19 protein-coding genes and 1 pseudogene are annotated in these 26,234 nt (G+C 58.7%); 16 read left to right on the top strand and 4 right to left on the bottom strand.

The window, feature by feature from the left end:
* Positions 1 to 6: 6 nt before the first annotated feature.
* From RZS32_RS13355 to bchF, 4 genes are read right to left on the bottom strand one after another with little or no spacing between them, the layout of a single operon-like run.
* Positions 7 to 3,570, bottom strand: a complete 3,564-nt coding sequence (locus RZS32_RS13355; RefSeq protein WP_317057467.1) for a magnesium chelatase subunit H — start codon at positions 3,568 to 3,570, stop codon at positions 7 to 9.
* Positions 3,560 to 5,089 carry a ferredoxin:protochlorophyllide reductase (ATP-dependent) subunit B gene (gene bchB / locus RZS32_RS13360; protein ID WP_317057468.1) on the bottom strand — a complete coding sequence of 510 codons (1,530 nt, stop codon included), beginning with the start codon at positions 5,087 to 5,089 and terminating at the stop codon, positions 3,560 to 3,562. The genes RZS32_RS13355 and bchB overlap by 11 nt, the downstream gene beginning before the upstream one ends.
* The gene (locus tag RZS32_RS13365; RefSeq protein ID WP_317057469.1) at positions 5,086 to 6,372 is read right to left on the bottom strand and encodes a ferredoxin:protochlorophyllide reductase (ATP-dependent) subunit N; all 1,287 of its coding nucleotides are present in this window, start codon (positions 6,370 to 6,372) and stop codon (positions 5,086 to 5,088) included. The genes bchB and RZS32_RS13365 overlap by 4 nt, the downstream gene beginning before the upstream one ends.
* The gene (bchF, locus tag RZS32_RS13370) at positions 6,369 to 6,857 is read right to left on the bottom strand and encodes a 2-vinyl bacteriochlorophyllide hydratase (RefSeq protein WP_317057470.1); all 489 of its coding nucleotides are present in this window, start codon (positions 6,855 to 6,857) and stop codon (positions 6,369 to 6,371) included. Before bchF ends, RZS32_RS13365 begins: the two co-directional genes overlap by 4 nt.
* A 353-nt stretch (positions 6,858 to 7,210) precedes the next feature.
* Between bchF and RZS32_RS13375 the strand changes: the two genes are divergently transcribed.
* The 16 genes and pseudogenes from RZS32_RS13375 to RZS32_RS13450 all read left to right on the top strand — a co-directional run bounded on the left by RZS32_RS13375 (position 7,211) and on the right by RZS32_RS13450 (position 26,200).
* A complete protein-coding gene (locus tag RZS32_RS13375) occupies positions 7,211 to 8,014 on the top strand; it encodes a cobalamin B12-binding domain-containing protein (protein WP_317057471.1) in 804 nt (267 codons plus the stop codon).
* Between the two features lie 34 nt (positions 8,015 to 8,048).
* Complete coding sequence (gene ppsR / locus RZS32_RS13380) at positions 8,049 to 9,485, top strand: transcriptional regulator PpsR (RefSeq protein WP_317057472.1); 1,437 nt, start codon at positions 8,049 to 8,051, stop codon at positions 9,483 to 9,485.
* A 147-nt stretch (positions 9,486 to 9,632) separates the two neighbouring features.
* Complete coding sequence (gene chlG / locus RZS32_RS13385; RefSeq protein ID WP_317057473.1) at positions 9,633 to 10,535, top strand: chlorophyll synthase ChlG; 903 nt, start codon at positions 9,633 to 9,635, stop codon at positions 10,533 to 10,535.
* Positions 10,535 to 11,782 (top strand): BCD family MFS transporter, encoded by a 1,248-nt coding sequence (locus RZS32_RS13390; RefSeq protein WP_317057474.1) that lies wholly within the window; start codon positions 10,535 to 10,537, stop codon positions 11,780 to 11,782. The genes chlG and RZS32_RS13390 overlap by 1 nt, the downstream gene beginning before the upstream one ends.
* 2 nt (positions 11,783 to 11,784) lie before the next feature.
* Positions 11,785 to 12,962 (top strand): annotated as a pseudogene (locus RZS32_RS13395) (geranylgeranyl diphosphate reductase).
* Positions 12,959 to 13,474 carry an isopentenyl-diphosphate delta-isomerase gene (gene idi / locus RZS32_RS13400; protein ID WP_317057475.1) on the top strand — a complete coding sequence of 172 codons (516 nt, stop codon included), beginning with the start codon at positions 12,959 to 12,961 and terminating at the stop codon, positions 13,472 to 13,474. Before RZS32_RS13395 ends, idi begins: the two are co-directional and overlap by 4 nt.
* Positions 13,475 to 13,736: 262 nt before the next feature.
* Positions 13,737 to 14,312, top strand: coding sequence for a bacteriochlorophyll 4-vinyl reductase (gene bchJ, locus RZS32_RS13405; protein WP_317057476.1), 576 nt, complete (start codon positions 13,737 to 13,739; stop codon positions 14,310 to 14,312).
* A gap of 91 nt (positions 14,313 to 14,403) precedes the next feature.
* Positions 14,404 to 15,279, top strand: a complete 876-nt coding sequence (locus RZS32_RS13410) for a LysR family transcriptional regulator (RefSeq protein ID WP_317057477.1) — start codon at positions 14,404 to 14,406, stop codon at positions 15,277 to 15,279.
* Between the two features lie 86 nt (positions 15,280 to 15,365).
* Complete coding sequence (locus RZS32_RS13415; RefSeq protein WP_317057478.1) at positions 15,366 to 17,051, top strand: NAD(P)H-dependent oxidoreductase subunit E; 1,686 nt, start codon at positions 15,366 to 15,368, stop codon at positions 17,049 to 17,051.
* A gap of 3 nt (positions 17,052 to 17,054) precedes the next feature.
* A complete protein-coding gene (fdhF, locus tag RZS32_RS13420; protein ID WP_317057479.1) occupies positions 17,055 to 19,820 on the top strand; it encodes a formate dehydrogenase subunit alpha in 2,766 nt (921 codons plus the stop codon).
* Between the two features lie 203 nt (positions 19,821 to 20,023).
* The gene (locus RZS32_RS13425) at positions 20,024 to 20,728 is read left to right on the top strand and encodes a GntR family transcriptional regulator (protein WP_317057480.1); all 705 of its coding nucleotides are present in this window, start codon (positions 20,024 to 20,026) and stop codon (positions 20,726 to 20,728) included.
* Entirely contained in the window at positions 20,725 to 21,999 is a 1,275-nt protein-coding gene (frc, locus tag RZS32_RS13430; protein WP_317057481.1) for a formyl-CoA transferase, read from the top strand. Before RZS32_RS13425 ends, frc begins: the two co-directional genes overlap by 4 nt.
* Before the next feature lie 6 nt (positions 22,000 to 22,005).
* Positions 22,006 to 22,866 carry a universal stress protein gene (locus RZS32_RS13435; protein WP_317057482.1) on the top strand — a complete coding sequence of 287 codons (861 nt, stop codon included), beginning with the start codon at positions 22,006 to 22,008 and terminating at the stop codon, positions 22,864 to 22,866.
* A gap of 167 nt (positions 22,867 to 23,033) precedes the next feature.
* Positions 23,034 to 24,017 (top strand): Bug family tripartite tricarboxylate transporter substrate binding protein, encoded by a 984-nt coding sequence (locus RZS32_RS13440; protein WP_317057483.1) that lies wholly within the window; start codon positions 23,034 to 23,036, stop codon positions 24,015 to 24,017.
* A gap of 128 nt (positions 24,018 to 24,145) precedes the next feature.
* The gene (locus RZS32_RS13445) at positions 24,146 to 24,673 is read left to right on the top strand and encodes a tripartite tricarboxylate transporter TctB family protein (protein ID WP_317057484.1); all 528 of its coding nucleotides are present in this window, start codon (positions 24,146 to 24,148) and stop codon (positions 24,671 to 24,673) included.
* Positions 24,674 to 24,685: 12 nt separating this feature from the next.
* Positions 24,686 to 26,200: a tripartite tricarboxylate transporter permease gene (locus RZS32_RS13450; RefSeq protein ID WP_317057485.1), complete on the top strand. Its 1,515-nt coding sequence runs from the start codon at positions 24,686 to 24,688 to the stop codon at positions 26,198 to 26,200.
* Positions 26,201 to 26,234: the final 34 nt, after the last annotated feature.

The raw sequence follows: 26,234 nt of genomic DNA on the forward strand, positions 1-26,234 counted from the left end.
TCATTGTCATTCTGCGGCCACTCCTTCGAGGTGATCTTCCAGCGCATCGGCTGCGTCACGGAGGGCGGCAAGGGTGTCTTCGTCGGGTTGCCAATAGGCGCGGTCATGCGCCTCAAGCAGGCGGTTGGCCATGCGTGAAGAAGCGGTCGGGTTGAGATCGGCCAGCCGCTGGCGCATGTCGTCATCAAGGATGAAGGTCTCGGAGAGGCGCTGATAGACCCACGGCTCGACCTGTCCGGTGGTGGCGGACCAACCCATGGTGTTGGTGAAGGCGCTTTCGATCTGGCGCACGCCTTCGGCACCGTGTTGCAGCAGGGCCTCGTGGAATTTGGGGTTGAGGGCACGAGAGCGGGATTCAAGGGATACCTGATCTGCCAGGGTGCGTACCTTGCCCGCGCCGCGCGTGGTGTCGGAGATGTAGATCGCCGCCTCTTCACCGCCACGGGCGCGTTTCACTGCGCGGGAAATGCCCCCCAGCGTGTCAAAGTAATGATCCACCGTGGTCACGCCCAGCTCAACCGACTCCAGGTTCTGATAGGCCAGTTCCACATCGCTCAGCGCGGTTTGCAGTAGCGTGTCATTGGCCGCCGCCTTGCCGTCGACGCCATAGGCAAAGCTCTTGCGCGCCACATAGGCATCGGCCAGCTCGTCCTCATCGTCAAATGCAGAGCTGTCGACCATCATGTTGACGTTTGAGCCATAGGCGCCTTCTGCGTTTGAAAAGACGCGCAGGGCGGCGGTTTGCAAGTCACAGCCGATTTTCTCGGCATAGCTCAGCGCATGGGCGCGGATGAAATTCATCTCCAGCGGCTCATCGGCTTGCGCTGCTTTAAGGGCGGCTTCGGCCAGTAATTTGGTCTGCAAGGGTAGCAGATCGCGGAATATGCCCGAAAGCGTCATGATCACGTCGATGCGTGGACGACCCAGCTCTTCGAGCGGGATAAGGTCCGCACCGCAGAGCCGCCCGAAACTGTCGAAACGAGGCGTCGCACCCATAAGCGCAAGGGCCTGCGCCAGTTGCTCGCCGTCTGATTTGATGTTGTCCGACCCCCACAGCACGATGGCCACCGTGCGGGGCAGGGTCTGATGCGTTTCAAGCAAGAGCTGCGCCTGTTTGGCTCCGGCGCGGCAGGCAAATTCGCTTGGCATGCGGAAAGGGTCAAATGCGTGGATGTTGCGGCCCGTGGGCAGGATGTCAGGCGAGCGGATCAAATCGCCGCCATGTACCGGCGGGGTGAAACGGCCCTCAAGCGCGTGCATCAAAGCGGGGATTTCCGTGCTTTGCTGAAGCTGGTGATCGACCTCTGCGCGGGTGGTCTCATCGGCATCGGTGAGAAGCGACAGGTATTCGGCCCGCGCCTCGTGTGACATCGGTTTGCCCAGCACGTGCAGCCCCTCGGGGATAAGCGCGTCCTCGGTCTCCAGAAGCGCGAGCCACAGATCTTCGGGCGGGGCGCCGCCCATATCCACCGCCTCGGCCTGTTCGGCGATGAGCGTCTCAAGCTCGGCACGTTCCGGCGCGTCGGGCGCAGTTTTGCGCCACCGGGTCAGGCTATCCTTCAGCTCGGCCAGTCCTTTGTAGAGGCCTGCGGTGACCAGAGGGGGCGTCAGGTGCGAGATGGTGACAGCGCCCGAGCGGCGCTTGGCAAGGCTCGCCTCAGAGGGGTTGTTGGCCGCATAAAGATAGATGTTGGGCATCTCGCCAATAAGACGATCCGGCCAGTCGCGTGGACCCATACCCGCCTGACGTCCCGGCATGAATTCCAAAGCGCCGTGCATGCCGAAATGCAGGATGGCGTCGGCCTCAAAGCGGTTTCTGAGCCAGAGGTAGAACTGCACAAAGGCGTGGGTGGGCGCAAAGCTGCGCTCAAAGAGAAGGCGCATCGGATCGCCTTCATAGCCAAAGGCAGGTTGCACGCCGACAAAGACATTGCCGAAATGCTGTCCCAGAACAAAGACGCCGCGCCCGTCGGATTGCACCTTGCCGGGGGCAGGGCCCCAGACCTCTTCGACCTCGGCCAAAGGCGGCGTGCCTGCGACAATCTCATCGGCGCTTACATGAGCGGCGACATTGGCCTCTTGGCCATATTGCGTCGCGTTGCCCTCAAGCACGGAGGCGCGCAGGGCGTCCACGGTTTCGGGCACATCAATGGCGTAGCCATCTTCTTTCATCTGCAGCATCGTGTTGTGCAAGCTTTCAAAGACCGACAGATACGCAGCCGTCCCCACAGCCCCGGCGTTGGGCGGGAAACCGAAGAGGACGATGGCCACTTTCTTTTCCGCCAGTTTGCGGCGGCGCAGGCGGATGAGGCGGTCAACTTTCTCGGTCAGGGTCTCAATGCGCTCATGGCAGGGGGCCATGGCCTTGTCAGTTCCCTGATGCGTACACATATGGGCGCAGCCATCACAGCCGCCTTCGCCATGACGACCAGCAAAGACCGTGGGGCAGGTTGCGCCGTCGAGCTCGGGTAGAGCGATGAGCATGGTGGTCTCAATCGGGCCAAGCCCCTGAGGTGAGGCGGCCCATTGGGCGAGGGTCTGGAATTCCAGCGGATGTGCGGCCACGTAGGGCACATCAAGCGCGGTCAGTTCCTTGATTGCCGCGTCGTTGTCGTTATAGGCCGGCCCGCCCACAAGCGAAAAGCCGGTGAGAGACAAGAGCGTGTCGATCTTGGTGCCTGTGGGCCCTTTGAAGAACCCGTCTATCGCAGGGCGCGCATCCAGCCCACCGGCAAAGGCAGGCAGCACATTCAGCCCGCGGGCCTCCAGCGCGCGGATCACCGCGTCGTAATGCGCGGTATCGCCAGAAAGCACATAAGACCGCATCATCAAAAGACCGACCGTCGCCGCGCCCTTGGTGATATGCGGCAAGGCACTTGGGTCAGTTGTGATACGTTCAGGCAGGTCTGGGTGATAAAGTGCGGTATCGGGGTATTCTACAGGCAAGGCGGTCTTGGCCCCGCGCCAATCGTCATAACGGCAATAGCGCGAAATCAGAAAACGCAGCATGCCTTCGACATTCTCATTTGACGCCCCGAGCCAGTATTGCATGACCAAAAACCACGCGCGCAAGTCTTGGGCCTTGCCGGGGATCAGCTTGAGGATGCGCGGCAGGCGGCGCAGCATCTTCATCTTCTTGGCGCCGGAATCGACATTCTGCTTGGTCTGCCCGCGGAGCTTTTTCATCAGCTTGCGCGTGGCGCTTTCAGGGGCCGACATATCCAGCGTGCCCATGCGTGTCAGCTTGACGATCTTGGCATCGGCAATCACACCTACCATGGCATCGCAGTCCTCGCGCCGGGCGGTGAGGTCTGGCAGGACGGCGTTGATGTGATCCTCAAGGAACAGAAGATTTGCGATGATGATGTCGCCCCGGCCGATATCGGCGCGTGCTGCCTCAAGCGCGGCCGGACTCTCGCCCCACTCCGCGGCGGAATGCAGGCACAGCTCAAGGCCAGGAAAATCCTGAGCCAAATTGTGCATGGCCTCGGCGCAGGGGGCGTTGGCGTGGCTGTCCAGGGTCAGGATCACCACGCGGTAGGGCCGCGTTATGGAGACGTCATCGCGCATAATGGGCCTTGGCCTCGTAAAGCGTGTCGATGGAAATCTCCTGCACACCTCGTTCGGCGGCAAAAATCTCGGTGTTGCGGCGGGCTTTGCCGCGGACGAAGAAGGGGATCTTCTTCAACTCTTTTTCCGCGTCGGCGAGCCAGATGATGTTGTCGTCCGTGGGTGTGGTTTGCACTTCGGTCGGCTCGGGCGTCTCAACGCGCGCCTTAGCGGCATGGCCGTGGTGGCTGGCGCCCGCATCATCGTGGAACTCGAAATCATCGCGGAACATGTGCAGCAGGTGCTCTTCCAGACCCATGACCAGCGGATGCACCCACGTGTCGAAGATCACGTTGGCCCCTTCGATGCCCATTTGCGGGCTGTAGCGGGCCGGGAAGTCCTGTACGTGGACAGGGGCCGAGATGACGGCGCAGGGAATGCCGAGGCGCTTGCCGATATGGCGTTCCATCTGTGTGCCCAAGATCATTTCCGGGGCCAGTTCCTCGATGCGGGCCTCAACGTCGAGATAGTCCTCGGTGATCAAGGCCTCGACGTTAAACTCTTTGGCCAAGGCACGGATATTGCGTGCCATTTCGCGGTTGTAGCAACCCATGCCGACCACCTCGAAGCCCATCTCATCACGGGCAATGCGGGCTGCGGCGGCCACGTGGGTGCCGTCCCCAAAGAGGAACACGCGCTTGCCGGTGAGATAGGTGCTGTCAACGCTTGACGAATACCAAGGCAGGCGGAGACGGGAGGTGTCGAGCTTTGGGGGCAGCCCAGTGATCTCGGCCACTTCCTTGACGAAATCCTGCGTGGCTCCAACACCGATGGGCACGATTTTTGTGTAAGGCTGGCCCAGCTCGCGCTCCATCCAGCGACAGGCCGCCTCGCCGGTTTCAGGGTACATCAGAACGTTGAAATGCGCGGCACCCAGCCGGGTGATGTCTTCGGGTGTAGCATCGAACGGAGCGCAGACATTGACCGAAACACCCATCTCTTCGAGCAGGGCGGTGATTTCGGTGATGTCGTCGCGATGGCGAAACCCAAGGGCCGTGGGACCAATGAGGTTCGCCGTGATGTGCGTGGTGCGGTCAGTTGGTTTGGCGAGCATGCGAACGATCTGAAACAGCGTCTCGTCCGCGCCGAAGTTCTCTTTGCGCTGATAACTGGGCAGTTCGAGGGGAACCACGGGACAGGGCAGACCCATAAGTTCGGCCATGCCGCCGGGGTCATCCTGAATGAGTTCAGCGGTGCAGGACGCGCCGACAATCATCGCCTGTGGCTGAAACCGATCATAGGCCTCTTTGCAGGCGGTTTTGAACAGGTTGGCGGTGTCCGACCCCAGGTCGCGGGCCTGAAAGGTGGTGTAGGTGACGGGCGGTCTGTGATTGCGCCGCTCGATCATGGTGAACAAGAGATCGGCATAGGTGTCGCCTTGCGGCGCGTGCAGGACGTAGTGCAGGCCCTTCATCGCGGTGGCGACACGCATCGCGCCGACATGCGGCGGGCCTTCATATGTCCAGACAGACAGCTTCATTCCGCCGCCTCCAACCGCAACGCATTGCGGCGGTGGATGGGGCGCGAAAAGAGCCCGGCCAGATCACCGGCCTGTTCGTAGAAATGCACCGGTGTGAAGACCAGTTCGATGGCCCATTTCGTGGTCAGCCCTTCGGCCTCCAATGGATTGGCGAGGCCAAGACCGCACACAGTCAGATCCGGTTGTGCGGCGCGGCAGCGCTCCAGTTGCAGATCGACATCCTGCCCTTCGGCCAGTGTCGGGCCTTCGGCCAGAAGCTCCAGGTCGGGGCCAACGACACCTTTGTGAATAAAGGGTGCGCCAACCTCGATCGCCTCCATCCCGCATTCGCGGGTCAGAAAGCGCGCCAGCGGGATTTCCATCTGGCTGTCTGGAAAGAAGAACACGCTTTTGCCATCGAGATGCTCCGCAGCCTTCGCGATGGCCTTTTTTGCACGTGCGCGGGGCGCGTGTGTTACAGTGTCGAACAGGGTGAGGTCGACACCGAATTCCATTGCCACGGCGCGAAGCCACGAAGTCGTGCCTTCTTCGCCGAACGGGAAAGGCGCTGGAATGTGACGCGCCCCGCGCCTTCCTAACGCGGCGAGGGAGCCGCCCAGGAATGGCTGGGTTAGTGCAAACACGGTATTCGGACCGACCGCCAAGGTGCTGTCAGCGCGTCGCGCTGGCAGCACTTTGACATTGTCGATCCCAAGTTTGCCAAGAAGATCAAGCATTTGATCCTCTACGACATCGGGAAGAGCGCCAACCACGAGGAGCTGGCGTTCATCAGTTTCCGGCAGGGCCGGAATCATTGCGGCAAGACAGGCATCTTCCCCTTCGGTGAAGGTGGTTTCGATACCAGAGCCGGAATAGTTGAGCACCCGCACATGCGGGGCATATTGCGCCGAAAGCTTCTCGGCGGCGCGGGCGAGGTCCAGCTTGATGACCTCGGACGGACAGGAACCCACGAGGAAAAGCTGGCGAATATCCTTGCGCCGTTCGAGCAAACGGGCGACTTCCCGCTCAAGCTCTTCCTGCGCATCGGCAAGCCCTGCAAGATCGGTTTCTTCGAGGATCGCTGTGCCAAAGCGCGGTTCGGCAAAAATCATCACACCGGCCGCAGATTGAAGCAGATGCGCGCACGTTCTGGACCCAACAACCAGGAAAAACGCATCCTGCATCTTGCGATGCAGCCAGATGATTCCCGTCAGCCCACAGAACACCTCATGTTGTCCACGCTGTTTGAGAACCGGTGTGTCGAGGCAACCACGTGTGCCAGGAGGGGGCGCATGCGAGTTCATGCCATGGCCTCGGATTGAAGCCGAGCAGCGCGCAGTTTGAGCAGGAACTGACCGGCATTGACGACGTAAGCTGCGTAGGCTGCGAGCGCGAGGAGCATCAGCCCAACCGGCGACAGAGTGCCGGTGAGAAGCGCCCAGACATAAGCGGTGTGAAGGGCGATCACAGCAAAACTAAAGACGTCCTCCCAGAAGAAAGGCTCGGCGAAAAGATATTGACCAAAAACGACTTTTTCCCAAATCGCGCCGGTGATCATGATCAGGTAGAGGAAGCCGGTTTTTATGAGTATCGACCCTGTTGCGATCTCATAACCCAAGCCAGTCGCGAGGTAACGCAAGACGAGGATCAGGGACACAATAAAGACCAGAAACTGTGCCGGAGCCAGAACGCCCTGAACCGTGGTCCAAACCGTTTCATCGCGGCGCGCTCGTTGCTCAGCCGTATAGAGTGCAACACGCTTGTGCCCGTCTGCCAATTCTGGCGTCATGAATTCCCTCGCAGCTCCCCTGATTGCCTTTGATGCTAGTAGGGTCACTCACGAAGTGTCAATTAAAATTTACACTTTGAGTTGATGGGCAGTGTAAATTAAAGCCATCACCTCCCTGAGTCGGGGCGTTCACGTTCCATTTACCAATATTTTAAAGAAATTATTGCGTCATGATACGTTCAGATTTGTCTCAATTTAAACGCTATAACAAGGCGTTGGGCCTGATATTCATGGGTAATTGTCAACATAAATTGACATTGAATTGTTCTAAGCGCACACTGATTGCAGTTAAAATTTAAAATAATGACAGGTATACATAAAAGTGAGGTGTATATGCCTCTAGGGAGAGTTGCGTGGACGACCAGTCAACACACAAAGACCGAGGTCTGTCAGAGGCGCAACGGCCTGCGATCCGGTTTCTTGTTGAATCTGCGTTGCGCACCGTGATGACCAATACGGCCAATCGCGAACCGAAAACACGTGATGAATGGATAGGGCGGCTTTGCGAAGCTCTGATGTCAGAGGCGGAGTCCAGTTATCATTCTGTCTTGGCGGCGTTGATCTCGACCGGTGTCACGCAGGAAGATGTTTTTCAGTCCTATGTGCCCGCTGCGGCCCGTCACCTCGGCGAGCTTTGGGTCAGTGACCGCGCCAGTTTTGTGGATGTCACTGTAGCGGCGTCGCGATTGCAGAGCCTGTTCCGTCAACAAGAAGGGCGCATTGCCACGCGGTGGACGGATCGCAGCGTGCCTTTGGGGCAGTCGGTTCTGGTTGCTATTCCCGAATTTGAACAACATGCGCTGGGCGCATTCGTGGCGGCGGACAATCTGCGCCGACATGGGCTTTGGGTGCACATGGCGATTGGTCTGAAGAACGAAGAGGTGACAGAACTTATCAATTCTCAACGTTTTGCCATGATCGGCATTTCGATTGCCACGCCAAATTCGGTTGAACAGACGACGGATTTGGTGGATTACATACGAACGAATACGAGCCATACGCCACCGATTGTTATTGGCGGTCGTATGGTGGAGGAGAACGAAAAGCTTGTCCTGCGCACTGGGGCTGATCATGCGGTTCGCACCGCACGAGAAGCGATAGAGAAGTGTGGACTTGCGAGTGTGGCCGAAGCGTTGCCTTTCAGCGGGATAAGCTGATGGTGGTGGTTGGGTTTGATTTTGAGGCGAGCAGGTGACTCGGGAGAGACGCAAATCCGAACGGCTGCGTGCTGGCGCATTGCCAGACCCGTCCAGTGTTCAGGGTATCGTTGAGCTGGCCGCTGATTTGGCGGTTTATCTTTCGCCCAATGGAGAGGTTGAAGGGATTTCCGTCAACCCGGATTGTCCGTCTCTGGGGTGTCTCGATCATTGGGTCGGACGTGATTTCAAATCTTTCCTGACCATCGAAAGCGTTGCCAAGCTGGATGAGCGCGTCGCAGAGATGCGCGCGGATGCCAGCATGACACCACGCTGGATCGAAATTAATCACGTGGACAATGCCACGTGGGAATTCCCGATCCGCTATTCCATACATCGCACCTATAGCAGCGACCACCTGTTGCTGCTGGGGCGCGACATGCAGCCCATCGCCGAGGTACAGCAGCGTCTTGTCTCGGAGCAACTGGCGCGTGAACGGGATCAGCAGCGGCTGCGCAGTGAGCAGACCTTTTACAACGTGGCGCTGGAGGCGTCGGATACCGGGCTGATCATGGTTGAGCCGGAATCTGGGAAGATCCGCGATTTGAACTCTGCCGCCGCTTTGCTCTTGGGCACAAAGGCTTCTACCCTGTCCGGATCTTCGCTCGCGCAAGCCTTTGAGGGGCGCAAGCGCGAAGAGCTTTTGGATGAGCTTCAGGATGCCGCGCGTGCAGATGAGGCCAAGGGTGTTGAGCTTATGGCTCGGCGCAACGGGCATTCGCTTCTCCTCTATCCCGATTTCTTTAGAGCCGCGGGACAGCTTTTCATGCTCTGCCGCCTTTTGCCGGTTGATGCCAATATGAGCACCAGTGCCGAGGTGGCGCAGTCCACGGCTCTTTTGTTTGCGTCAACCAGTGACGCGATTGTTTTGACCGATGCCAAGGGCATGGTGCGCGAAGCCAATGAATCCTTTCTTGTTATGGCTGACGCCGCACAGATGCGGGATATACGCGGCACATCCTTCGCGGATTATCTGGCGCGGGGGTCGGTGGACCTGAAGATCATATTGGAAGCGGCGCTCAAGAAGGGGCGGCTGAGCAATTACGCCACCAAGATCACCAGTGTCGCCGGGACGCGGACAAGCGTCGATATTTCCGCCTCGCGTTTGGAGCATCAGGGCGGTGATTTCGGATTTGGCTTTGTCATTCGAAGCGTTGCGCCCAGTGAGATGGGTGACGGGGATGCGACTGCCGGTGCGGTGAGTGAGGACGCCATGAAGAATGTCATGGACCTTGTCGGAACGGCCTCCTTGAAGGAACTTGTCTCTGCCACTTCCGATGTTGTGGAAAAGCTGTGTATTGAGACAGCGGTGCAGTTGACGGGCAATAATCGTGTCGCGGCGGCTGAAATGCTGGGTCTGTCACGGCAGAGCCTTTACGTGAAGCTGCGCAAGCATGGCATCATGAAAAGCGACAGTGACGATATATCCTGATATATCAGCAGTTTATTTTCCTTACCTTGTGTGAATCTGCTCCGCTGACAACAGAAATCTGTTAAGGTCGCGGTACCATATGCCGTTTATCGCCCTGCTGCAAAAAAGACCTTTCCCGAATCCAGAATGTAAGGTTTAATTGACACTATGGGTGTCTCATTAAACCTACATGCCGGGCGTCGATTGCCACAGCCGCGTGCGATGCTGACGTTGATCAAGCCGATCACGTGGTTTCCGCCGATCTGGGCCTATCTTTGTGGTGTCGTCTCGTCCGGCACGCCGGTTTTGTCGGCGCCGTGGCTTGTGCTTATTGGCATGGTGTTGGCCGGGCCGGTGGTTTGCGGGATGAGCCAGGCGGCCAATGATTGGTGCGACCGGCATGTGGATGCCATCAACGAACCTTACCGGCCGATCCCGTCCGGGGCCATTCCGGGGCGCTGGGGGCTATGGATTGCCCTTGTGATGAGCGCACTTGCGCTGGCGTTGGGCTACACGCTGGGGCCATGGGGTTTTGGCGCAACGATCTTTGGCGTGCTGGCCGCCTGGGCCTATTCGGCAGAGCCGGTGCGTCTCAAGCGCTCGGGCATCTGGGGGCCGGGGCTGGTTGGTCTATGCTATGAGGGTTTACCTTGGTTCACAGGTGCCGCTGTTTTGTCAGCAGGTGCGCCGTCCTGGCAGATTGTCGTCATTGCCTTGCTCTATGCTGTTGGCGCGCACGGCATTATGACCCTCAATGATTTCAAGGCTTTGGAGGGTGACCGTCAAACTGGCGTTAACTCTTTGCCCGTCACGTTGGGGCCAGAGCGCGCGGCGCGCGTGGCCTGCTGGGTTATGGCGCTGCCACAGATCGGGGTTATCGCGCTTCTCTTTGCGTGGGGGCAGGTCTGGCATGCACTTGCTATCGTGGCTGTCCTTGTCGCGCAAATCCTGGCTATGCGCGTGATGCTGAGCGACCCCAAGGGCAAGGCGCCGTGGTATAACGGCACGGGCGTCACGCTTTATGTCAGCGGCATGATGATTGCCGCCTTCGCCATTCGGGGGCTGGTGTGATGCTGGGCTGGGGCGGAATCCTGCGCTTGTGTCTGGCCAATGCCGCGATTGGTGGGCTTTCGGCCTTACCCGTGAACCTCTTTAACCGGCTGATGACGGTTGAATTGGCGCTTCCTGCGCTGCTTCCCGGCTTTCTGGTGGCTTTGCATTACGCCGTGCAACTCTCGCGCCCCGTCTGGGGGCATCGCTCTGATGCCAAGGGCGGGCGTACACCGTTCATTCTTGGCGGCGTGGCTGTTGTTGGCCTTGGGCTGGTTATGACCGGGTGGGCTATTGCCTACGCGCCGAGCACGACCGTAGCCATCAGCATCTGGATCCTTGCCTATGCTCTCATTGGCTTTGGTATCGGGGCGGCGGGCACATCTTTCCTGGCACTTTTGGCCACAGCGGTTTCAGATGAGCGCAAGGGCGCGGCGGCCACGCTGGCGTGGCTGATGCTGATTGCCGGGGCTATTGCGGCCTCGGTCGGGTCGGGCATCGCGCTCAAACCTTATTCTCCAGACCGCCTGATGATGGTGGTGCCCTGCGTGGCCATCGCCTGTTTCGCGCTGTCTTTCATCGCCACATGGCGCACCGAAAGCCGCCTTGGCGCGGTGCCTGCGCCGTCCGAACCGGCCCTTGGTCCGGCCATTCGCGCAACATTGGCGGATCCAGCGGCAAGGGCCTTCACCGGGTTCGTGTTCCTGTCGATCCTGGCATTCTACCTCAGTGAATTGGTGCTGGAGCCCTTTGCCGGTCACATTCACGGTCTGACACCAGACGCCTCGACAAAACTGTCCGGCGGCAAAGACGGCGCATCGCTCTTGGGGATGATCGCGGCGGGAGGCCTGTCGACCTTTGGCTTTGGAAGCCTGCGGTTCTGGGCCGTTGCTGGGTGTGTGATCTCGGCCGTGGGTCTTGTCGGACTTGGCATTGGTGCGGCCCTGGTGCCGTTTACGGTCATTCTGGGACTTGGCAACGGGCTTTTCGTGGTCGGGGCTATTGGCTCAATGATGCGTCTGGCCGCAGCGCAAAAAGGCGCCACCGGCACACGCATGGGCGTCTTTGGCGCGTCTCAGGCCGTCGCGGCGGGGCTGGCTGGCCTGATTGCCACAGGCACACTCGATTTAGCGCGTCTCACCATGTCGGATGCCACTGCCTATGGCGTGGTTTTCGGGCTTGAGGCGCTTTTGTTCTTAGCTGCTGCATTTGTGGCGACACGGATTCTTCATCGACCGGTCGCGCCGCAGCTTCAACCGGGAGAATGAAGATGTATGACGTTGTCGTCGTCGGAGGGGGCCTGCAGGCGCCACAGCAGCCGAAGACCTGGCACGGTCCGGCCACAGTGTGGCGCTGTTGGATCGGGCAGGGCGGATCAAGCCCTGCGGCGGGGCCATTCCACCGCGTCTTATCGCAGATTTCGACATTCCTGACGACATGCTTGTGGCCAAGATCACAACGGCGCGGATGATTTCCCCCACCGGGCGCAAGGTGGATATTCCTATCGAAAACGGCTTTGTCGGCATGGTGGATCGCGAGGACTTTGACGAGTTCCTGCGCGAGCGCGCGGCCAAAGCGGGTGCTGTGCGGGCCACTGGCACGTACAAACGGATTGAGCGCGACATTGGTGTGACCAAAGTGATTTACCGCGACAAGGTCAGCGGCAATGAGCGTGAGTTGCCCTGCAAGCTGGTGATCGGCGCGGATGGCGCGCGCTCCAACGTGGCCCGTGACGAAGTCGAAGGCGGGGATCGCATCCCTTATGTGATCGCCTATCACGAAATCATCGAGGCGCCGGGGGCGGTCGGCGACTATGACCCGGATCGCTGTGACGTGGTCTACGACGGGCGTATCTCCCCGGATTTTTATGGCTGGGTGTTCCCGCATGGGAAATCCGCCAGTGTCGGCATGGGGTCTATGGTCAAGGAGGTCGATGTCAAACAAGCCACCGCCGATCTGCGCGTGGCCAGCGGGCTGGATCAATGCGAGACCATCCGCAAGGAGGGCGCGCCCATTCCGCTGAAACCGCTGGATCGTTGGGACAATGGCAAGGACGTGGTTCTCGCCGGGGATGCGGCGGGTGTTGTCGCTCCAAGCTCGGGCGAAGGGATTTATTATGCCATGGCCGGAGGACGCGCAGCCGCAACAGCGGCAACCGCCTGTCTGGCGTCGGGGCGCGTGAAGGACCTGCGCCTTGCACGGCAGATGTTCATGAAAGAGCACAAGATGGTCTTTCGCGTGCTGGCCTCAATGCAGAACGCCTATTACAAATCTGATGAGCGGCGGGAGCGCTTTGTTTCGCTCTGCCATGACATTGACGTTCAGCGCCTCACATTCGAGGCCTATATGAACAAAAAGCTGGTGCGCGCCCGGCCCATGGCGCATATCAAGATCGGACTGAAGAACTTGGCGCATCTGACACGGCTGGTGCCGACTGGATTTACATGAAGATCATGATACCGACATGGGTGGGCGGCGACCTGGTTGCCGTCGAAAAGCTTGAGGCGCATCAAAAGGGGCTGCGCCACAAGGCTGTGTCTGTCTTTGTGATGCATGGCACAGAAGTGCTGATCCAGCGCCGGGCAATGTGCAAGTATCACACGCCAGGGCTTTGGGCGAACACCTGTTGTACGCATCCCAAATGGGGTGAGGAACCAGAGGATTGTGCGCATCGTCGCCTGGACGAAGAGTTGGGGATCACCGGCTTAAAGCTCGAACCGCGAGATCGGTTGGAATATCGCGCTGATGTAGGCGGCGGTCTCATTGAGCATGAGGTCGTGGACATCTTTACCGCACAGGTCCCAGAGCGGATCTCGGTGCTTCCGAATCCTCTGGAAGTGATGGATGTGGATTGGGTGGATCTTGACGTGCTCGCAGGTTTGGCAAGAAAGGACCCGGGGAAATACACCCCCTGGTTGAGGATCTACCTTTCCGAGCATGCAAATCAAATTTTTGCATAGAAAACAGGAAACTTAGTCGCAGGCGTGGTTGATCTGAATCAAACTGCGATTTCTCAATTTATGCCAAGAGTGGCGCATGGGGCGGCGGGTTACAGGCTGTTCCGATATGCGCTTTGAGGCGTTCCAAAACCAACAAGATGGCATCTTCTGGTGTGCGGGGTAGAGGCGGCAATTCGGTCGGCTCTAGGGTGGCCTAGGCAAGGGCTTTTGTCCTGAATGAGTTCTCAAAGCAGACCTCACGTTTGTGGGGCCGGGGAATAAAATGGATGACTTGGTACAGCCCAGGATTGGGTCTGATGCGGTGCTTCAGACTCTGGATGCCTTGGGCGAAGTTGGTGGCGAACTTCTGGCGCACAAGGTTCTGGAGGCCGCAGGGCTTCGGCATGTGCTTGATCAAAAACTTCAGGAGATGGTTCCGCAAAATCTCTTTTTAGCGCTTGTTCGGGCGATTGAGGATACGCTCCCGAGGTCGCAGGTCGATTTGGTTGCGGTGAGTTCAGGGCGGAAAAACGGGAGTGTTTTGCTTGAACAATACATCCCTGATATGGCACAAAAGCTGCTGCACACCTTGCCGCCTCACGTTGCAGGGCCTTTGTTGCTTCAGGCACTGGAAAAGCATTCGTGGACATTTGCCGGATCTGCCAAAGTTCATTATGAGGCGGGGCCGCCGCTCCAGTTAGTGATCGAGAACAACCCGATGGCTGTCTGGGGGTGCCTGTGGCAATGCGCATTGCTTGAAACAGTGTTCCGTGGCCTCATTTCGGCGGATGCGCGGGTCTGGCACATGGCGTGCTGCGCGGACCACAGGCCGTCCTGCGTCTACATGATCGAGATCTAAAACTTAAGGCGCGGTGGCTTCATTCTGGTCAAGAATTCCTGCTTGGGTTATCACATGTGTCCAATGCGAGTGATACCCCAGAGGATGCCCTTTGCTCAGTCTTAAAGATTTGCACTATTTAACAGCTTTGGCGCGGCAAAAGCACTTTGCCCGTGCGGCTGAGGAATGCGGTGTATCACAACCGGCTTTTTCCATGCGGATCAGCAAGTTGGAAGAGCATCTTAAGACCAAGATTGTGCGTCGGGGCAATCGGTTCGAGGGGCTGACACCCGACGGCGAGTCGATTGTGCGCCACGCGCTGCAAATCCTTGAGGATGTGGAACGGCTTGAGCGGGAATTCAGTGCGGAGCCTGGCGACGTGACTGGTGTTTTGCGGCTTGGTGTTGTGCCGACCGCATCAGCCTATGCCGCGAAGCTAACGAAAGCCTTGCGAGAGGCCAACCCTGGCATCACCGTCAAAATCAAATCGACCTCGTCCATGTCGATCCTGCTGGGGATCGAGGAGGGGCTTTTTGATGCAGGCATCACCTACACCGAAGCGGTCGACAAAGCGTCGCTGGAGATGCAGCCGGTGCATGAAGAAGAATATGTGCTTCTGGCACCTTCGGGCATGGTGGATCCGGATCAGGGCGATATCACCTGGAAAGAGGCCAGCCAATTGCCCATGTGTCTGCTGGAGCCGGGTATGCAAAACCGGCGTATTCTGGACGAAGTCTTCCATCAGGTCGGTGTGCAACCCACCGTGGTCGCGGAGTTGTCGGGACTCACAGCCGGTGTTGTGATGGCGATCTCCGGCGCGGCGGCGACAATTGTGCCGCGTGGCGTGGTGGAGAGCATTGGCACGTTGGAGGCGGTGGAGGTGCATCCACTGACCGAGCCGGTGGTGCGCAAGTCCCTGAGCCTGGTGACGCCCAAGCGCGGACCGGGGCTTCGGACGCTGCAAGCTCTACGGGATGCTGTGCAATAAGATTTGCTTATCGTAACTTTTGAACATACGAATTTTGCCTGTGATTTCTCTGCGTTACGGTCCGCGCGGCAGACAGGAGATCACGCATGGCTTTGGACGATCGCAACGGCGTTTGGAAATCTGGGAAGGGCAAGGGGCGCCACACGCCCAAGGGCCGTCAGCTGACGGATCAGGCCTGGCAGGAGGTGCGTGATCTGCTGGGCGACACGCCGCGTCGTCGCGATCTGCTGATCGAGTTTTTGCACCTGATTCAAGATAAATATGGCCATCTCTCAGCCGCTCACATCCGCGCGCTTGCCGAGGAGCTGCGCATCGCGCAGGCTGAGATTTATGAGGTGGCCACCTTCTACGCGCATTTCGACGTGGTGAAAGAGGGCGATGTCCCGCCACCAGCGCTCACCATTCGGGTGTGCGATTCCCTGTCCTGTGAGTTGGCCGGTGCGCAGCAACTCAAATCCGCTTTGGAAGAGGGTATGAACCCCGCCCATGTACGCGTCCTGCGCGCGCCCTGCATGGGCCGCTGCGACACAGCACCGGTGCTGGAGTTGGGCCACAACCATATTGATCATGCGACGGTCGAAAAGGTGGAGGCTGCGATTGCGGCAGACGACACTCATGCACATGTGCCGGAGTATGAGGGTTTCGCGGCCTACAAGGCGGCAGGCGGCTATGCCAAACTCGCTGAGATCCGTGCGGCTGGTGAGTTTGAGACCATTCAGCAAGAGCTTTTGGACTCAGGTCTGCGTGGTCTTGGTGGGGCGGGTTTCCCGTCGGGCCGGAAATGGGGTTTTGTGCGGGCTGAAGCGGGTCCGCGCTATCTCGCTGTGAACGGCGATGAGGGCGAGCCGGGTACGTTCAAGGACCGCTATTACCTCGAACGCACGCCGCATCTGTTCCTGGAAGGCATGCTCATTGCCGCTTGGGCGGTCGAGGCCGAGACCTGCTTCATCTACATGCGCGATGAATACCCCGCTGTGCTTGAGATTTTGGCACGTGAGATCAAGGCTCTGGAAGACGCGGGCATTGTGTCTGAGGGATATATCGACCTGCGCCGCGGAGCAGGGGCCTATATCTGCGGCGAAGAAAGCGCGATGATCGAAAGCATTGAAGGCAAGCGCGGTCTGCCGCGTCACCGCCCACCTTTTGTGGCGCAAGTGGGCATCTTCAATCGCCCGACATTGGTGAACAACGTTGAAACGCTTTACTGGGTGGCCCGTGTCTTGCGTGAAGGCAAAGAAATCCTGTCCGGTGTCGAGAAAAATGGCCGTGTCGGGTTGCGCTCTTACTCGGTCTCGGGGCGTGTCAAAAACCCCGGCGTGCATCTGCTGCCCGCAGGCTCAACGATCACCGATATCATCGAGGCGTCGGGCGGTATGCTTGATGGTCACACATTCAAAGCGTACCAGCCGGGTGGACCGTCCTCGGGGCTGTTGCCCAGCTCTATGAACGACATTCCGCTCGATTTTGACACGCTGCAACCGCATGGCAGCTTTATTGGCTCTGCTGCCGTGGTGGTTCTGTCGGATCAGGACAGCGCGAAGGAAGCGGCGATTAACATGCTTAAATTCTTTGAGGATGAAAGCTGTGGTCAATGCACACCCTGCCGCGTGGGCTGTGAGAAGGCCGTCAAGCTGATGCAGGCGGACACCTGGGATCAGGGCCTTCTGGAAGAGCTGAGCCAAACCATGGTCGATGCGTCCATCTGCGGATTGGGGCAGGCGGCCCCGAACCCGATCAGACTGACGATGAAACATTTCCCGGAGGAGGTGTAAGCCATGAGCGATACAGTCAAATTCACACTGGATGGTAAGGAAATCACCGCCGAGAAGGGGCTCACCATTTGGGAAGTGGCGCATGGTCGGGGTCTCGTGATCCCGCATCTCTGCCACAAACCCGCGCCGGGCTATCGCCCCGATGGCAACTGCCGGGCCTGCATGGTTGAGGTGGAGGGCGAGCGCACGCTGGTGGCTTCCTGCATTCGCGAAGCGGCGGATGGGATGGTCGTCACCACCAATTCCACCCGGGCTGAAACAGCGCGCAAGATGGTGGTTGAGATGCTGGTCACCGACCAGCCAGAGCGCGCGGAAGCGCATGATCAATCGAGCCACCTGTGGGATATGGCAGACATGAACGGTGTTGCGCAAAGCCGTTTGCCCAAGCTTGAGAAAGACCGCATTCCACTGCTGGATGACAGCCATGTCGCGATGAGTGTGAACCTTGATGCCTGCATTCAGTGTGGCCTTTGCGTGCGCGCCTGCCGTGAAGTGCAGGTCAATGACGTGATTGGCATGGCGGGGCGCGGGCATGATGCCTATCCGGTGTTTGATCAGGCCGACCCGATGGGCGACAGCACCTGCGTGGCTTGTGGCGAATGTGTGCAGGCCTGCCCAACCGGCGCGCTGATGCCAGCCTCAGTGGTGGATGATGCGCAGGTCGGGGACAGCAAGGACTATGACCACGAGGTCAAAAGCGTCTGTGCCTTCTGCGGTGTGGGGTGTCAGATCAGCATGAAGGTCAAGGACGGCAAGATCAAATATGTCGAGGGCATCAATGGGCCCGCCAATGAGGGGCGTCTCTGTGTCAAAGGCCGGTTCGGATATGACTATATCCACCACCAGCACCGTCTCACCAAACCTCTGATCCGGCGTGAGGATGCGCCGGCCAAGGGGCTCAACGTGAACCCGGATAACTGGCAGGACTTCTTCCGTGAAGCGTCATGGGATGAAGCACTGGATGTCGCGGCGGGCGGTCTGAAGGGACGCGGTCGTGAGGTGGCGGGCTTCGGCAGTGCGAAATGCACCAATGAAGAGGCGTATCTTTTCCAGAAGTTTATCCGTCAGGGCTTTGGCCATAACAACGTCGACCACTGTACGCGACTGTGTCATGCCTCCTCTGTGGCCGCTCTCATTGAGAATGTCGGCTCTGGCGCGGTAACGGCTGGGTTCAATGACATCAAGGACGCGGATGTGGCGATTGTCATCGGGGCCAACCCGGTTGAGAACCACCCTGTTGCGGCGACCTATTTCAAGCAGTTTACCAAACGCGGTGGCAAGCTCATCGTGATGGACCCGCGCGGCGTCGGCTTGCGCCGGTTTGCCACGCATATGCTGCAGTTCAAGCCCGGTGCGGATGTCTCCATGCTCAACGCGATCATGCATGTGATCGTCGAAGAGGGGCTCTACGATCAGCAATATATTGAGGCTTTCACCGAAAACTGGGAGGCTGAGAAAGAGCATCTGGCGCAATTCGCCCCTGAAAAGATGGAAGAGCTTTGCGGCATTCCGGCAGAGACTTTGCGGGCGGTCGCCCGTGATTTTGCGACCGCCAAGGCGGGCATGATTTTCTGGGGCATGGGGATCAGTCAGCATATCCACGGCACGGACAACTCACGTTGTCTGATCTCATTGGCACTGATGTGTGGCCATGTGGGCCGTCCAGGCACAGGTCTGCACCCGCTGCGCGGGCAGAACAACGTGCAAGGGGCGTCTGATGCCGGGCTTATTCCGATGTTCCTGCCGGATTACCAATCGGTGACGGATGACGGTGTGCGGTCTGCCTTTACCGATGTTTGGGAAACTGGCGACTTCTCCAACGAGAAGGGCCTGACCGTGACCGAGATCATGGATGCAGTGCATGACGGGGCCATCAAGGCGATGTATGTGCTGGGCGAAAACCCGGCCATGTCTGATCCGGATGTGGAACATGCGCGTGATGCGCTGGCCAAGCTCGATCATTTGGTGGTGCAGGACATCTTTATCACCGAGACAGCCAACTATGCGGATGTGATCCTGCCAGCCTCAGCGCTTTATGAGAAATCCGGGACCGTATCAAACACCAACCGGACCGTACAAATGCTGCGCCCGGCTGTGCCGCCCCCGGGTGAGGCACGAGAGGATTGGTGGATTGAGGTGGAGCTGGCCAAGCGCTGCGGTTTGCCTTGGACGTACACGCACCCATCTGAGGTCTTTGCCGAGATGGCGGTGAATATGCGCAGTCTCGACAACATCACGTGGGAGCGGCTTGAGAACGAGGCAGTCACTTACCCGTCGCTCTCACCAGAAGACCCCGGCCAGTCGGTTGTGTTTGGCGACGCCTTCCCACGCCCAGAGGGGCGGGCACGCTTCACACCTGCGTCTGTGATCCCGCCAGATGACCTGCCGGATGCTGATTTCCCGATGGTACTGACCACCGGGCGGCAGTTGGAGCATTGGCATACCGGGTCGATGACGCGCCGTGCCACGGTTCTGGATGCGGTGGAGCCTGAGGCCAACTGTTCGCTGCACCCCTCGACTTTGCGCCAGCTTGGGGTGGAGCCTGGCGGCATGGTGCGGATCACCACCAAGCGCGGCTCGATTGAGATCATGGCGCGGGCGGATCGTGCGATTGCGCCCGATATGGTCTTTGTGCCCTTTGCCTATGTCGAGGCGGCGGCGAACATTTTGACCAACCCGGCGGTTGACCCCTATGGCAAGATCCCCGAGTTCAAATATTCCGCCGTACGGGTTGAGGCGGCGGATGCAAGCGTTGTTGCAGCGCAATAAGCTGAGCCCCCGGAAACTTTATTAGTTTCCGGGGGCTTTAAAAGAAATCGGGTCTGGAATTTTGGAAAATCCCATTGTGGCAAATTGCAATTTGCCAAGCTGTTTTCTTTGAAGAAAACAGGCAAACATTGGTGTTTGCCTTGCTCTGATCTGGCATCTGGTATACCAGATAGCAGAATCGAAAGAGGTCTCTGCTGCCGCCCATGAAACTGCAACCCATAGATACGTCGGTCACGCTCAAGGACCACATCTACGAGCGGATGCGCGCGGCCATTCGGGACATGGACCTCTATGCCGAAGATGCCGATCTGCGCCTTGATGAGCGCAGTCTTGCAGACCAGTTGGGTGTCTCCCGCACACCTCTGCGCGAGGTGCTGATCCGGTTGGAACAGGAGGGCCTTCTTGCGGTCAAACCCCGTCGGGGCATTTTTGTTCAGCGCAAGACGTTGACTGAAATTCTCGAAATGATCGTCGCCTGGGCCGCGCTGGAAAGCATGGCGGCCCGGTTGGCGGCAGAGGCCGCAACCGACGATGAGATCGCGTCCTTGCGCGAAATGGCCGCGAAGCACTCTTTGACAAAAGCCGGGGCTGAGATTGCAGAATACTCCGATGACAACATTCGCTTTCACCAGCGGATTCTGGACATTTCCCATTGCAAGCTACTTGGAGTGATGGCGGAAGGGCTCTTTGTGCATATGCACGCCGTGCGCCGCCGGGCGATGGGCGAGGAGGATCGCGTGTCCAAATCCGTGGTCGATCACATGGGCATCATCGAGGCGCTGGAGGCGCGCGATGGTGGTCTTGCGGCGGATCGGGTGCGCGACCACACTATGCGATTGCATGATCACGTGCGCCAGTTCTGGCGCGGGGCAGAACAGACTGACATTTCCAAAGGAGAGGCCCGATGAAGGCGTTGGACGGTATCAAAATTCTGGATTTCACCCATGTTCAATCAGGGCCGACCTGCACGCAGCTTCTGGCGTGGTTTGGGGCCGATGTGCTCAAGGTCGAACGCCCTGGTGTGGGCGATGCCACGCGAAAGCAGCTGGTGGATGTGCCGGGCGCGGACAGTCTTTATTTCACCATGCTCAACCACAACAAGCGGTCGATTGAGCTCAATTCCAAGAACGAGACCGGCAAGGAAGTTCTCACACGTCTTATTGAGGAATGCGATGTGCTGGTCGAGAACTTTGCGCCGGGTGCCTTGGACCGGATGGGGTTCAGCTGGGAGCGTATCCAAGAGATCAACCCGCGCATCATCATGGCGTCGGTCAAGGGGTTTGGGCCGGGCAAATACGAGGACTGCAAGGTCTATGAGAACGTGGCGCAATGCGCGGGCGGGGCAGCCTCGACCACTGGTTTTCTGGACGGCCCGCCGCTTGTGACCGGGGCGCAGATCGGCGACAGCGGCACGGGGCTTCACCTTGCCCTTGGCATCATGACGGCACTTTTCCAGCGTGAGCGCACTGGCCGGGGCCAAAAGGTGCTGGCGCCGATGCAGGACGGGGTGTTGAACTTATGTCGCGTGAAGTTGCGCGATCAACAGAGGCTCGATGCGGGACCACTCAAGGAATACAGCCAGTTTGGCGAGGGCATCCCGTTCGGCGAGGCGACGCCGCGCGCGGGTAACGACAGCGGCGGTGGTCAGCCGGGGCGCATTCTGAAATGCAAGGGCTGGGAGACAGACCCCAACGCCTATACTTATTTCATCACGCAGGCCGCTGTGTGGGAGCCGATTTGCGATGTGATCGGCAAGCCGGAGTGGAAGACAGCAGAAGGTTACGCCACCCCGCCGGAACGGCTCGACAAACTCAACGAGATTTTTGGGGCAATCGAAGAATGGACCATGACCAAGACGAAGTTCGAGGTGATGGACATCTGCAACCCGCTTAACATCCCCGTGGGACCGATCCTGTCAACGAAGGAACTTATCGAGGATGAGGGCCTGCGCGCGACGGGCACGATCGTGGATGTGGATCACCCCGAGCGCGGGACCTATGCGAGCGTCGGCTGTCCCATCAAGCTCAGTGACAGCCCGGTGGACGTGACGCGTTCACCGCTTCTGGGCGAGCATACGGTGGAGATCCTGCGCGACGTTCTGGGCTATGAGGGGGAGGCCCTGCAAGCCGTCATCGAAAGCGGCGCCGTTGGCGAGGCCCAGAAAACGGCAGCGGAGTAACCGGATATGGCCTGTGCATTGCATCAGATCACATTGCCGGTGCGCGGTGACGGCAAAGGCGACAATGTCTTTGCCCATGCCGCCGCGATTGCCAAACGCTTTGGCGCGCATGTGCAGGTGGTGCATTGCCGCCCGGCGGCGCAGGATCTGATGCCTTATGGCGTGGTTGTCCCCAATTTCCTGCGCAAGCAATTGGAGGACGTGTCCAGGAACATGGCCGATGTGACCGAAGAAACCCTGCGCGACGAGTTCACAGCGTTGGCCGAAAAATTTGGCTTGCCGGTGCAACTTCCGGCGCGGGGTCAGGCAAATACATCGTTTCTGGAATACACTGGCAAGCAGGCCGATGCGGTGCGGCACTACGGGCGGCTGGCGGATCTGATCTGTGTGCCCAAGCCCGAAAAATCCACCAATTTGGGATATAACACACTGAAATCTGCGCTATTTTCGTCCGCACGACCTGTGATGATGTGTCCAGAGGTTGAAGCGGTCGCACCCGATTTGGGGCGGCATGTCTGCATAGGCTGGAACGGATCGCTGGAGGCCACCCGCGCGCTGGCGATGGCGATGCCCCTTATTGAGGCGGCCGAGGCTGTCACGATCCTGACGGCCGGGCAGGACACACATGCGACCAGTGCAGAGGAATTGGTTAACTATCTGGATGTCCGGGGTGTCAGTGCGCGCATCAACAGCTTTGAGAAAGACGGCAATGTCGGCCGCAAGCTCTTGGACCATTGCGCATCAGAAGGCGGCGACCTTTTGGTCATGGGCGCTTACCACGACAGCTATGAGCGCGAGTCGATTTTTGGCGGGAACACGCAAACCGTAGTCGAGGCTGCGGAAATTCCGATTGTTTTGGCGCATTAAGAGTTTGCCTTACTGGAATATGTGCTAACTATGCGGCAGGCGGGTATTTTTGTTTCGTTAAGCACGTTGATGAAGCAATAAAAATACCAAGGTATACAATGCCGCGCTGACGTTGCTTTGGCAGCGTAATTAGGCCCGCAGGGTCAAATGAATAGGGAGGACGTCGAATGACGCTATTGAAAACACTAACGGCAAGTGCCGCTGCACTTGCTTTGACGGCTCCGGCAGCCCTGGCGGAATGGCAACCGCGCAAGCCGGTTGAATTTATCATCATGGCCGGCACAGGCGGTGGTGCGGACCAGATTGCACGTCTGTTGCAGGGTCTGATCGAGAAAAAAGATCTCAGCCCACGTCCGTTTATTCCGATCAACAAGCCGGGTGGGTCTGGTGCCGAGGCGCTGCGCTACATGCAGGACAAGGCGGGTGACAATCACACCGTGATGATGACCCTCAACAGTTTTTACACCACACCGATCATCCAAGAAGACCTTGGGGTCGACGTGACGCAATTCACACCCATTGGCCTTATGGCGATGGACACGTTCCTTTTGTGGGTCAACACCGACCGCGAGGACATCACGGATCTGGACAGCTATGTCGAGACGGTGAAAGCGGCGGGGCTCGACTGGAAAGTGGGCGGCACGGGCTCGGGTCAGGAAGACAGCGTTCTGACCGCAATGATGGAAGCGGCGTTTGAATATGACGTGACCTATATCCCGTTCCCGGGTGGTGGCACCGTGGCCAAGAACCTGGTGGGCAATCAGATTGATTCAACCGTGAACAACCCCTCTGAGCAGATGGAGTTCTTCCGCGCGGGCAATTCCAAGCCTCTGGTGCAGTTCACTGGTGAGCGCATGGCGGCCTTCCCGGACACACCAACGGCCAAAGAGCTGGGCGTGGACATTGAGTATTACATGCAGCGCTCGGTCAACGGCCCTCCGGGCATGGATCCCGAAGCGGTGGAATGGTACACGAACCTCTTCCAGGAACTCTTTGACAGCCAGGAGTGGCAGGATTTCTGCACCTCTGATGGTCTGACCTGTGAGGCGATGATGAAGGGCGATGATCTGGCCAACTTCCACGCCACGCAGAAAGATGCGCATGTGAAGCTGATCGAACAGGTCGGCGCAGATGCGATCACAGGCGAATAAAGACGCCGGTACAAGGCTCGCTTCGGCGAGCCTTGTTTTCCTCGACATTCTGAAAGGCGAGAGGCCTGCCATCTGGTGTGGTCATGTGGTCTTTCATGCAGATAGATCTTCTTTGAACGGAGCACGGAATGACGGTTCGGACGGCTGAACTCTTGATGGGGATTGCGACCTTGCTGGTGTCGCTTGGGTTGATGCTCAATGTCTATCTGGATGGTCTGACCATCGGCTGGGTCGAGGGGCGGGGACCGGGGGCTGGCATGTGGCCCTTCTGGCTGTCACTTGGCATGGCGCTGGCCTCGCTTGCGACAATCCTGCGGTGGTTCATGGGGGCGACGCCGGAATCGCGCTCAACCGATCCCTACATTTCGCAGGAAACGATATTCATCGTGGGCGTCTCAGTCGTCGCCCTGTTTGCGTTTTTGCTGCTGATGACCATCATTGGCACGTATCTGGCGCTGGTGCTCTTCATGTTCTTTTACGTGCGGATCATCGGGCGGCATGGCTGGGCCATGACGACCGCTCTGGTCATCGGCACGCCGGTCTTTGTCTACCTGCTCTTTGAGGTGGCGCTGACCAAATACCTGCCCAAAGGCTGGCCGATCTTTGAGGAAGGGTTCCTTGTGATCGATAACCTGCGCTACGAATGGTTCTATTGAGGGAGCGGCGAGATGGACATTATCTTTACATCCCTCGGTGCGGGTCTTCTGCAAGCGTTTGAGCCGCTCAACCTCTTCATGATTTTCGCCGGATGTCTGGCGGGGCTCTTTGTCGGCTGTATGCCGGGGCTTGGGTCGGTCAATGGCGTGGCGATCCTCTTGCCGATCACGTTTCTGGTGCCCCCCACCGCTGCCATCATCTTTCTGGCCGCTCTCTATTACGGCGCTATGTATGGCGGCGCGATCAGTTCGATTACGCTTGGCATACCTGGGGCCTCTACGGCTGTGGCCACGGTCTTTGACGGGCGGCCCATGGCGCAACAGGGCAAGGCGGACAAGGCGCTCATGGCTGCTGCTGTGGCGTCATTTATCGGCGGCACGGTGTCGGTCATTCTTTTCACGCTTTTCGCACCACCGCTGGCGGCTTTCGCCCTCAAATTCGGACCGCAGGAAGAGTTTGCGCTTATGGTGTTGGCCTTTGCCACTTTCATTGGCCTTGGCGGGGATGACATCCCCAAAACGATCTTTTCCATCCTACTCGGGCTCGTTCTTGCCGCCGTGGGCTTTGACATCATCTCGGGTCAGCCGAGGCTCATCTTCTTTGACATGGTCGAGTTCCAGCGTGGCATCGGCTTTCTGGTGCTGGCCATTGGGATTTACGGCATCGGCGAGATGCTCTGGACGTTGGAAAGCACCAACGGCCAGATCGCGATGCATAAGGTCAAAGTGACCTGGGCCCGGATCCAGGCCAATTTCGGAGACATCAAGCACTACATCAATTCCACTTGGCTGGGCTCGTTCCTGGGCTTTTTCGTGGGCACATTGCCCGCAGCCGGGGCCACACCGGCGTCTCTGATGTCCTACGGGTTGTCCAAGACTTTCTCCAAAGATCCCGACAGCTATGGCAAGGGCAATATCGCGGGTGTGGCAGCACCAGAGGCCGCCAATAACGCGGCGTCTACCGGCTCGATGCTGCCGATGATCACGCTGGGCATTCCGGGCTCACCTACCACGGCGATCCTTCTGGGTGGCATGGTCATCTGGGGGCTGCGCCCCGGGCCGCTGCTCTTTACCGAAAGTCCAGATTTCGTGTGGGGTCTCATTGGGTCGATGTATGTGGCGAACTTTGTCACGGTGCTGCTCAACATCGCAATGATCCCGCTTTTCATCCGCGTGCTGGCCATGCCGTTCAGTATCCTGACGCCGATCATCTTCGTACTCTGTGTGCTGGGGGTTTATGCCACCACGGACCGGATGTTTGACACCTGGATCATGCTTCTCATCGGGATTGCAGGGTATTTGTTGCGCAAGCTCAACTACCCGGTGGCACCTGCCGTGCTGGCTATCGTTCTGGGGCCATTGGCGGAACGGTCGATGCGGCAATCCCTGATCGGCAGCCAGGGGGATGTGATGACCTTCTTTGAAAGGCCCATATCTCTGACTTGTCTGATCCTTGCCTTTGCGCTGATGTCCTATCCGCTGGTCTTGAAATACATGCGCAAACGCAAAGCGGGGGCGGGCACATGAGGGATTGGAATTTTGCAAAATTCCAATCTGGAAA

This window comes from Roseovarius sp. W115, assembly GCF_032842945.2.
Lineage (GTDB): Bacteria > Pseudomonadota > Alphaproteobacteria > Rhodobacterales > Rhodobacteraceae > Roseovarius > Roseovarius rhodophyticola.

What these genes read in the sequence shown, in the direction of transcription:
- RZS32_RS13355 (WP_317057467.1), bottom strand. Translation starts at nt 3,570, where the DNA reads ATGCGCGATGACGTCTCCATAACGCGGCCCTACCGCGTGGTGATCCTG.
- bchB (WP_317057468.1), bottom strand. Translation starts at nt 5,089, where the DNA reads ATGAAGCTGTCTGTCTGGACATATGAAGGCCCGCCGCATGTCGGCGCG.
- RZS32_RS13365 (WP_317057469.1), bottom strand. Translation starts at nt 6,372, where the DNA reads ATGAACTCGCATGCGCCCCCTCCTGGCACACGTGGTTGCCTCGACACA.
- bchF (WP_317057470.1), bottom strand. Translation starts at nt 6,857, where the DNA reads ATGACGCCAGAATTGGCAGACGGGCACAAGCGTGTTGCACTCTATACG.
- chlG (WP_317057473.1), top strand. Translation starts at nt 9,633, where the DNA reads ATGGGTGTCTCATTAAACCTACATGCCGGGCGTCGATTGCCACAGCCG.
- RZS32_RS13390 (WP_317057474.1), top strand. Translation starts at nt 10,535, where the DNA reads ATGCTGGGCTGGGGCGGAATCCTGCGCTTGTGTCTGGCCAATGCCGCG.
- idi (WP_317057475.1), top strand. Translation starts at nt 12,959, where the DNA reads ATGAAGATCATGATACCGACATGGGTGGGCGGCGACCTGGTTGCCGTC.
- bchJ (WP_317057476.1), top strand. Translation starts at nt 13,737, where the DNA reads ATGGATGACTTGGTACAGCCCAGGATTGGGTCTGATGCGGTGCTTCAG.
- RZS32_RS13415 (WP_317057478.1), top strand. Translation starts at nt 15,366, where the DNA reads ATGGCTTTGGACGATCGCAACGGCGTTTGGAAATCTGGGAAGGGCAAG.
- fdhF (WP_317057479.1), top strand. Translation starts at nt 17,055, where the DNA reads ATGAGCGATACAGTCAAATTCACACTGGATGGTAAGGAAATCACCGCC.
- RZS32_RS13425 (WP_317057480.1), top strand. Translation starts at nt 20,024, where the DNA reads ATGAAACTGCAACCCATAGATACGTCGGTCACGCTCAAGGACCACATC.
- frc (WP_317057481.1), top strand. Translation starts at nt 20,725, where the DNA reads ATGAAGGCGTTGGACGGTATCAAAATTCTGGATTTCACCCATGTTCAA.
- RZS32_RS13435 (WP_317057482.1), top strand. Translation starts at nt 22,006, where the DNA reads ATGGCCTGTGCATTGCATCAGATCACATTGCCGGTGCGCGGTGACGGC.
- RZS32_RS13440 (WP_317057483.1), top strand. Translation starts at nt 23,034, where the DNA reads ATGACGCTATTGAAAACACTAACGGCAAGTGCCGCTGCACTTGCTTTG.
- RZS32_RS13445 (WP_317057484.1), top strand. Translation starts at nt 24,146, where the DNA reads ATGACGGTTCGGACGGCTGAACTCTTGATGGGGATTGCGACCTTGCTG.
- RZS32_RS13450 (WP_317057485.1), top strand. Translation starts at nt 24,686, where the DNA reads ATGGACATTATCTTTACATCCCTCGGTGCGGGTCTTCTGCAAGCGTTT.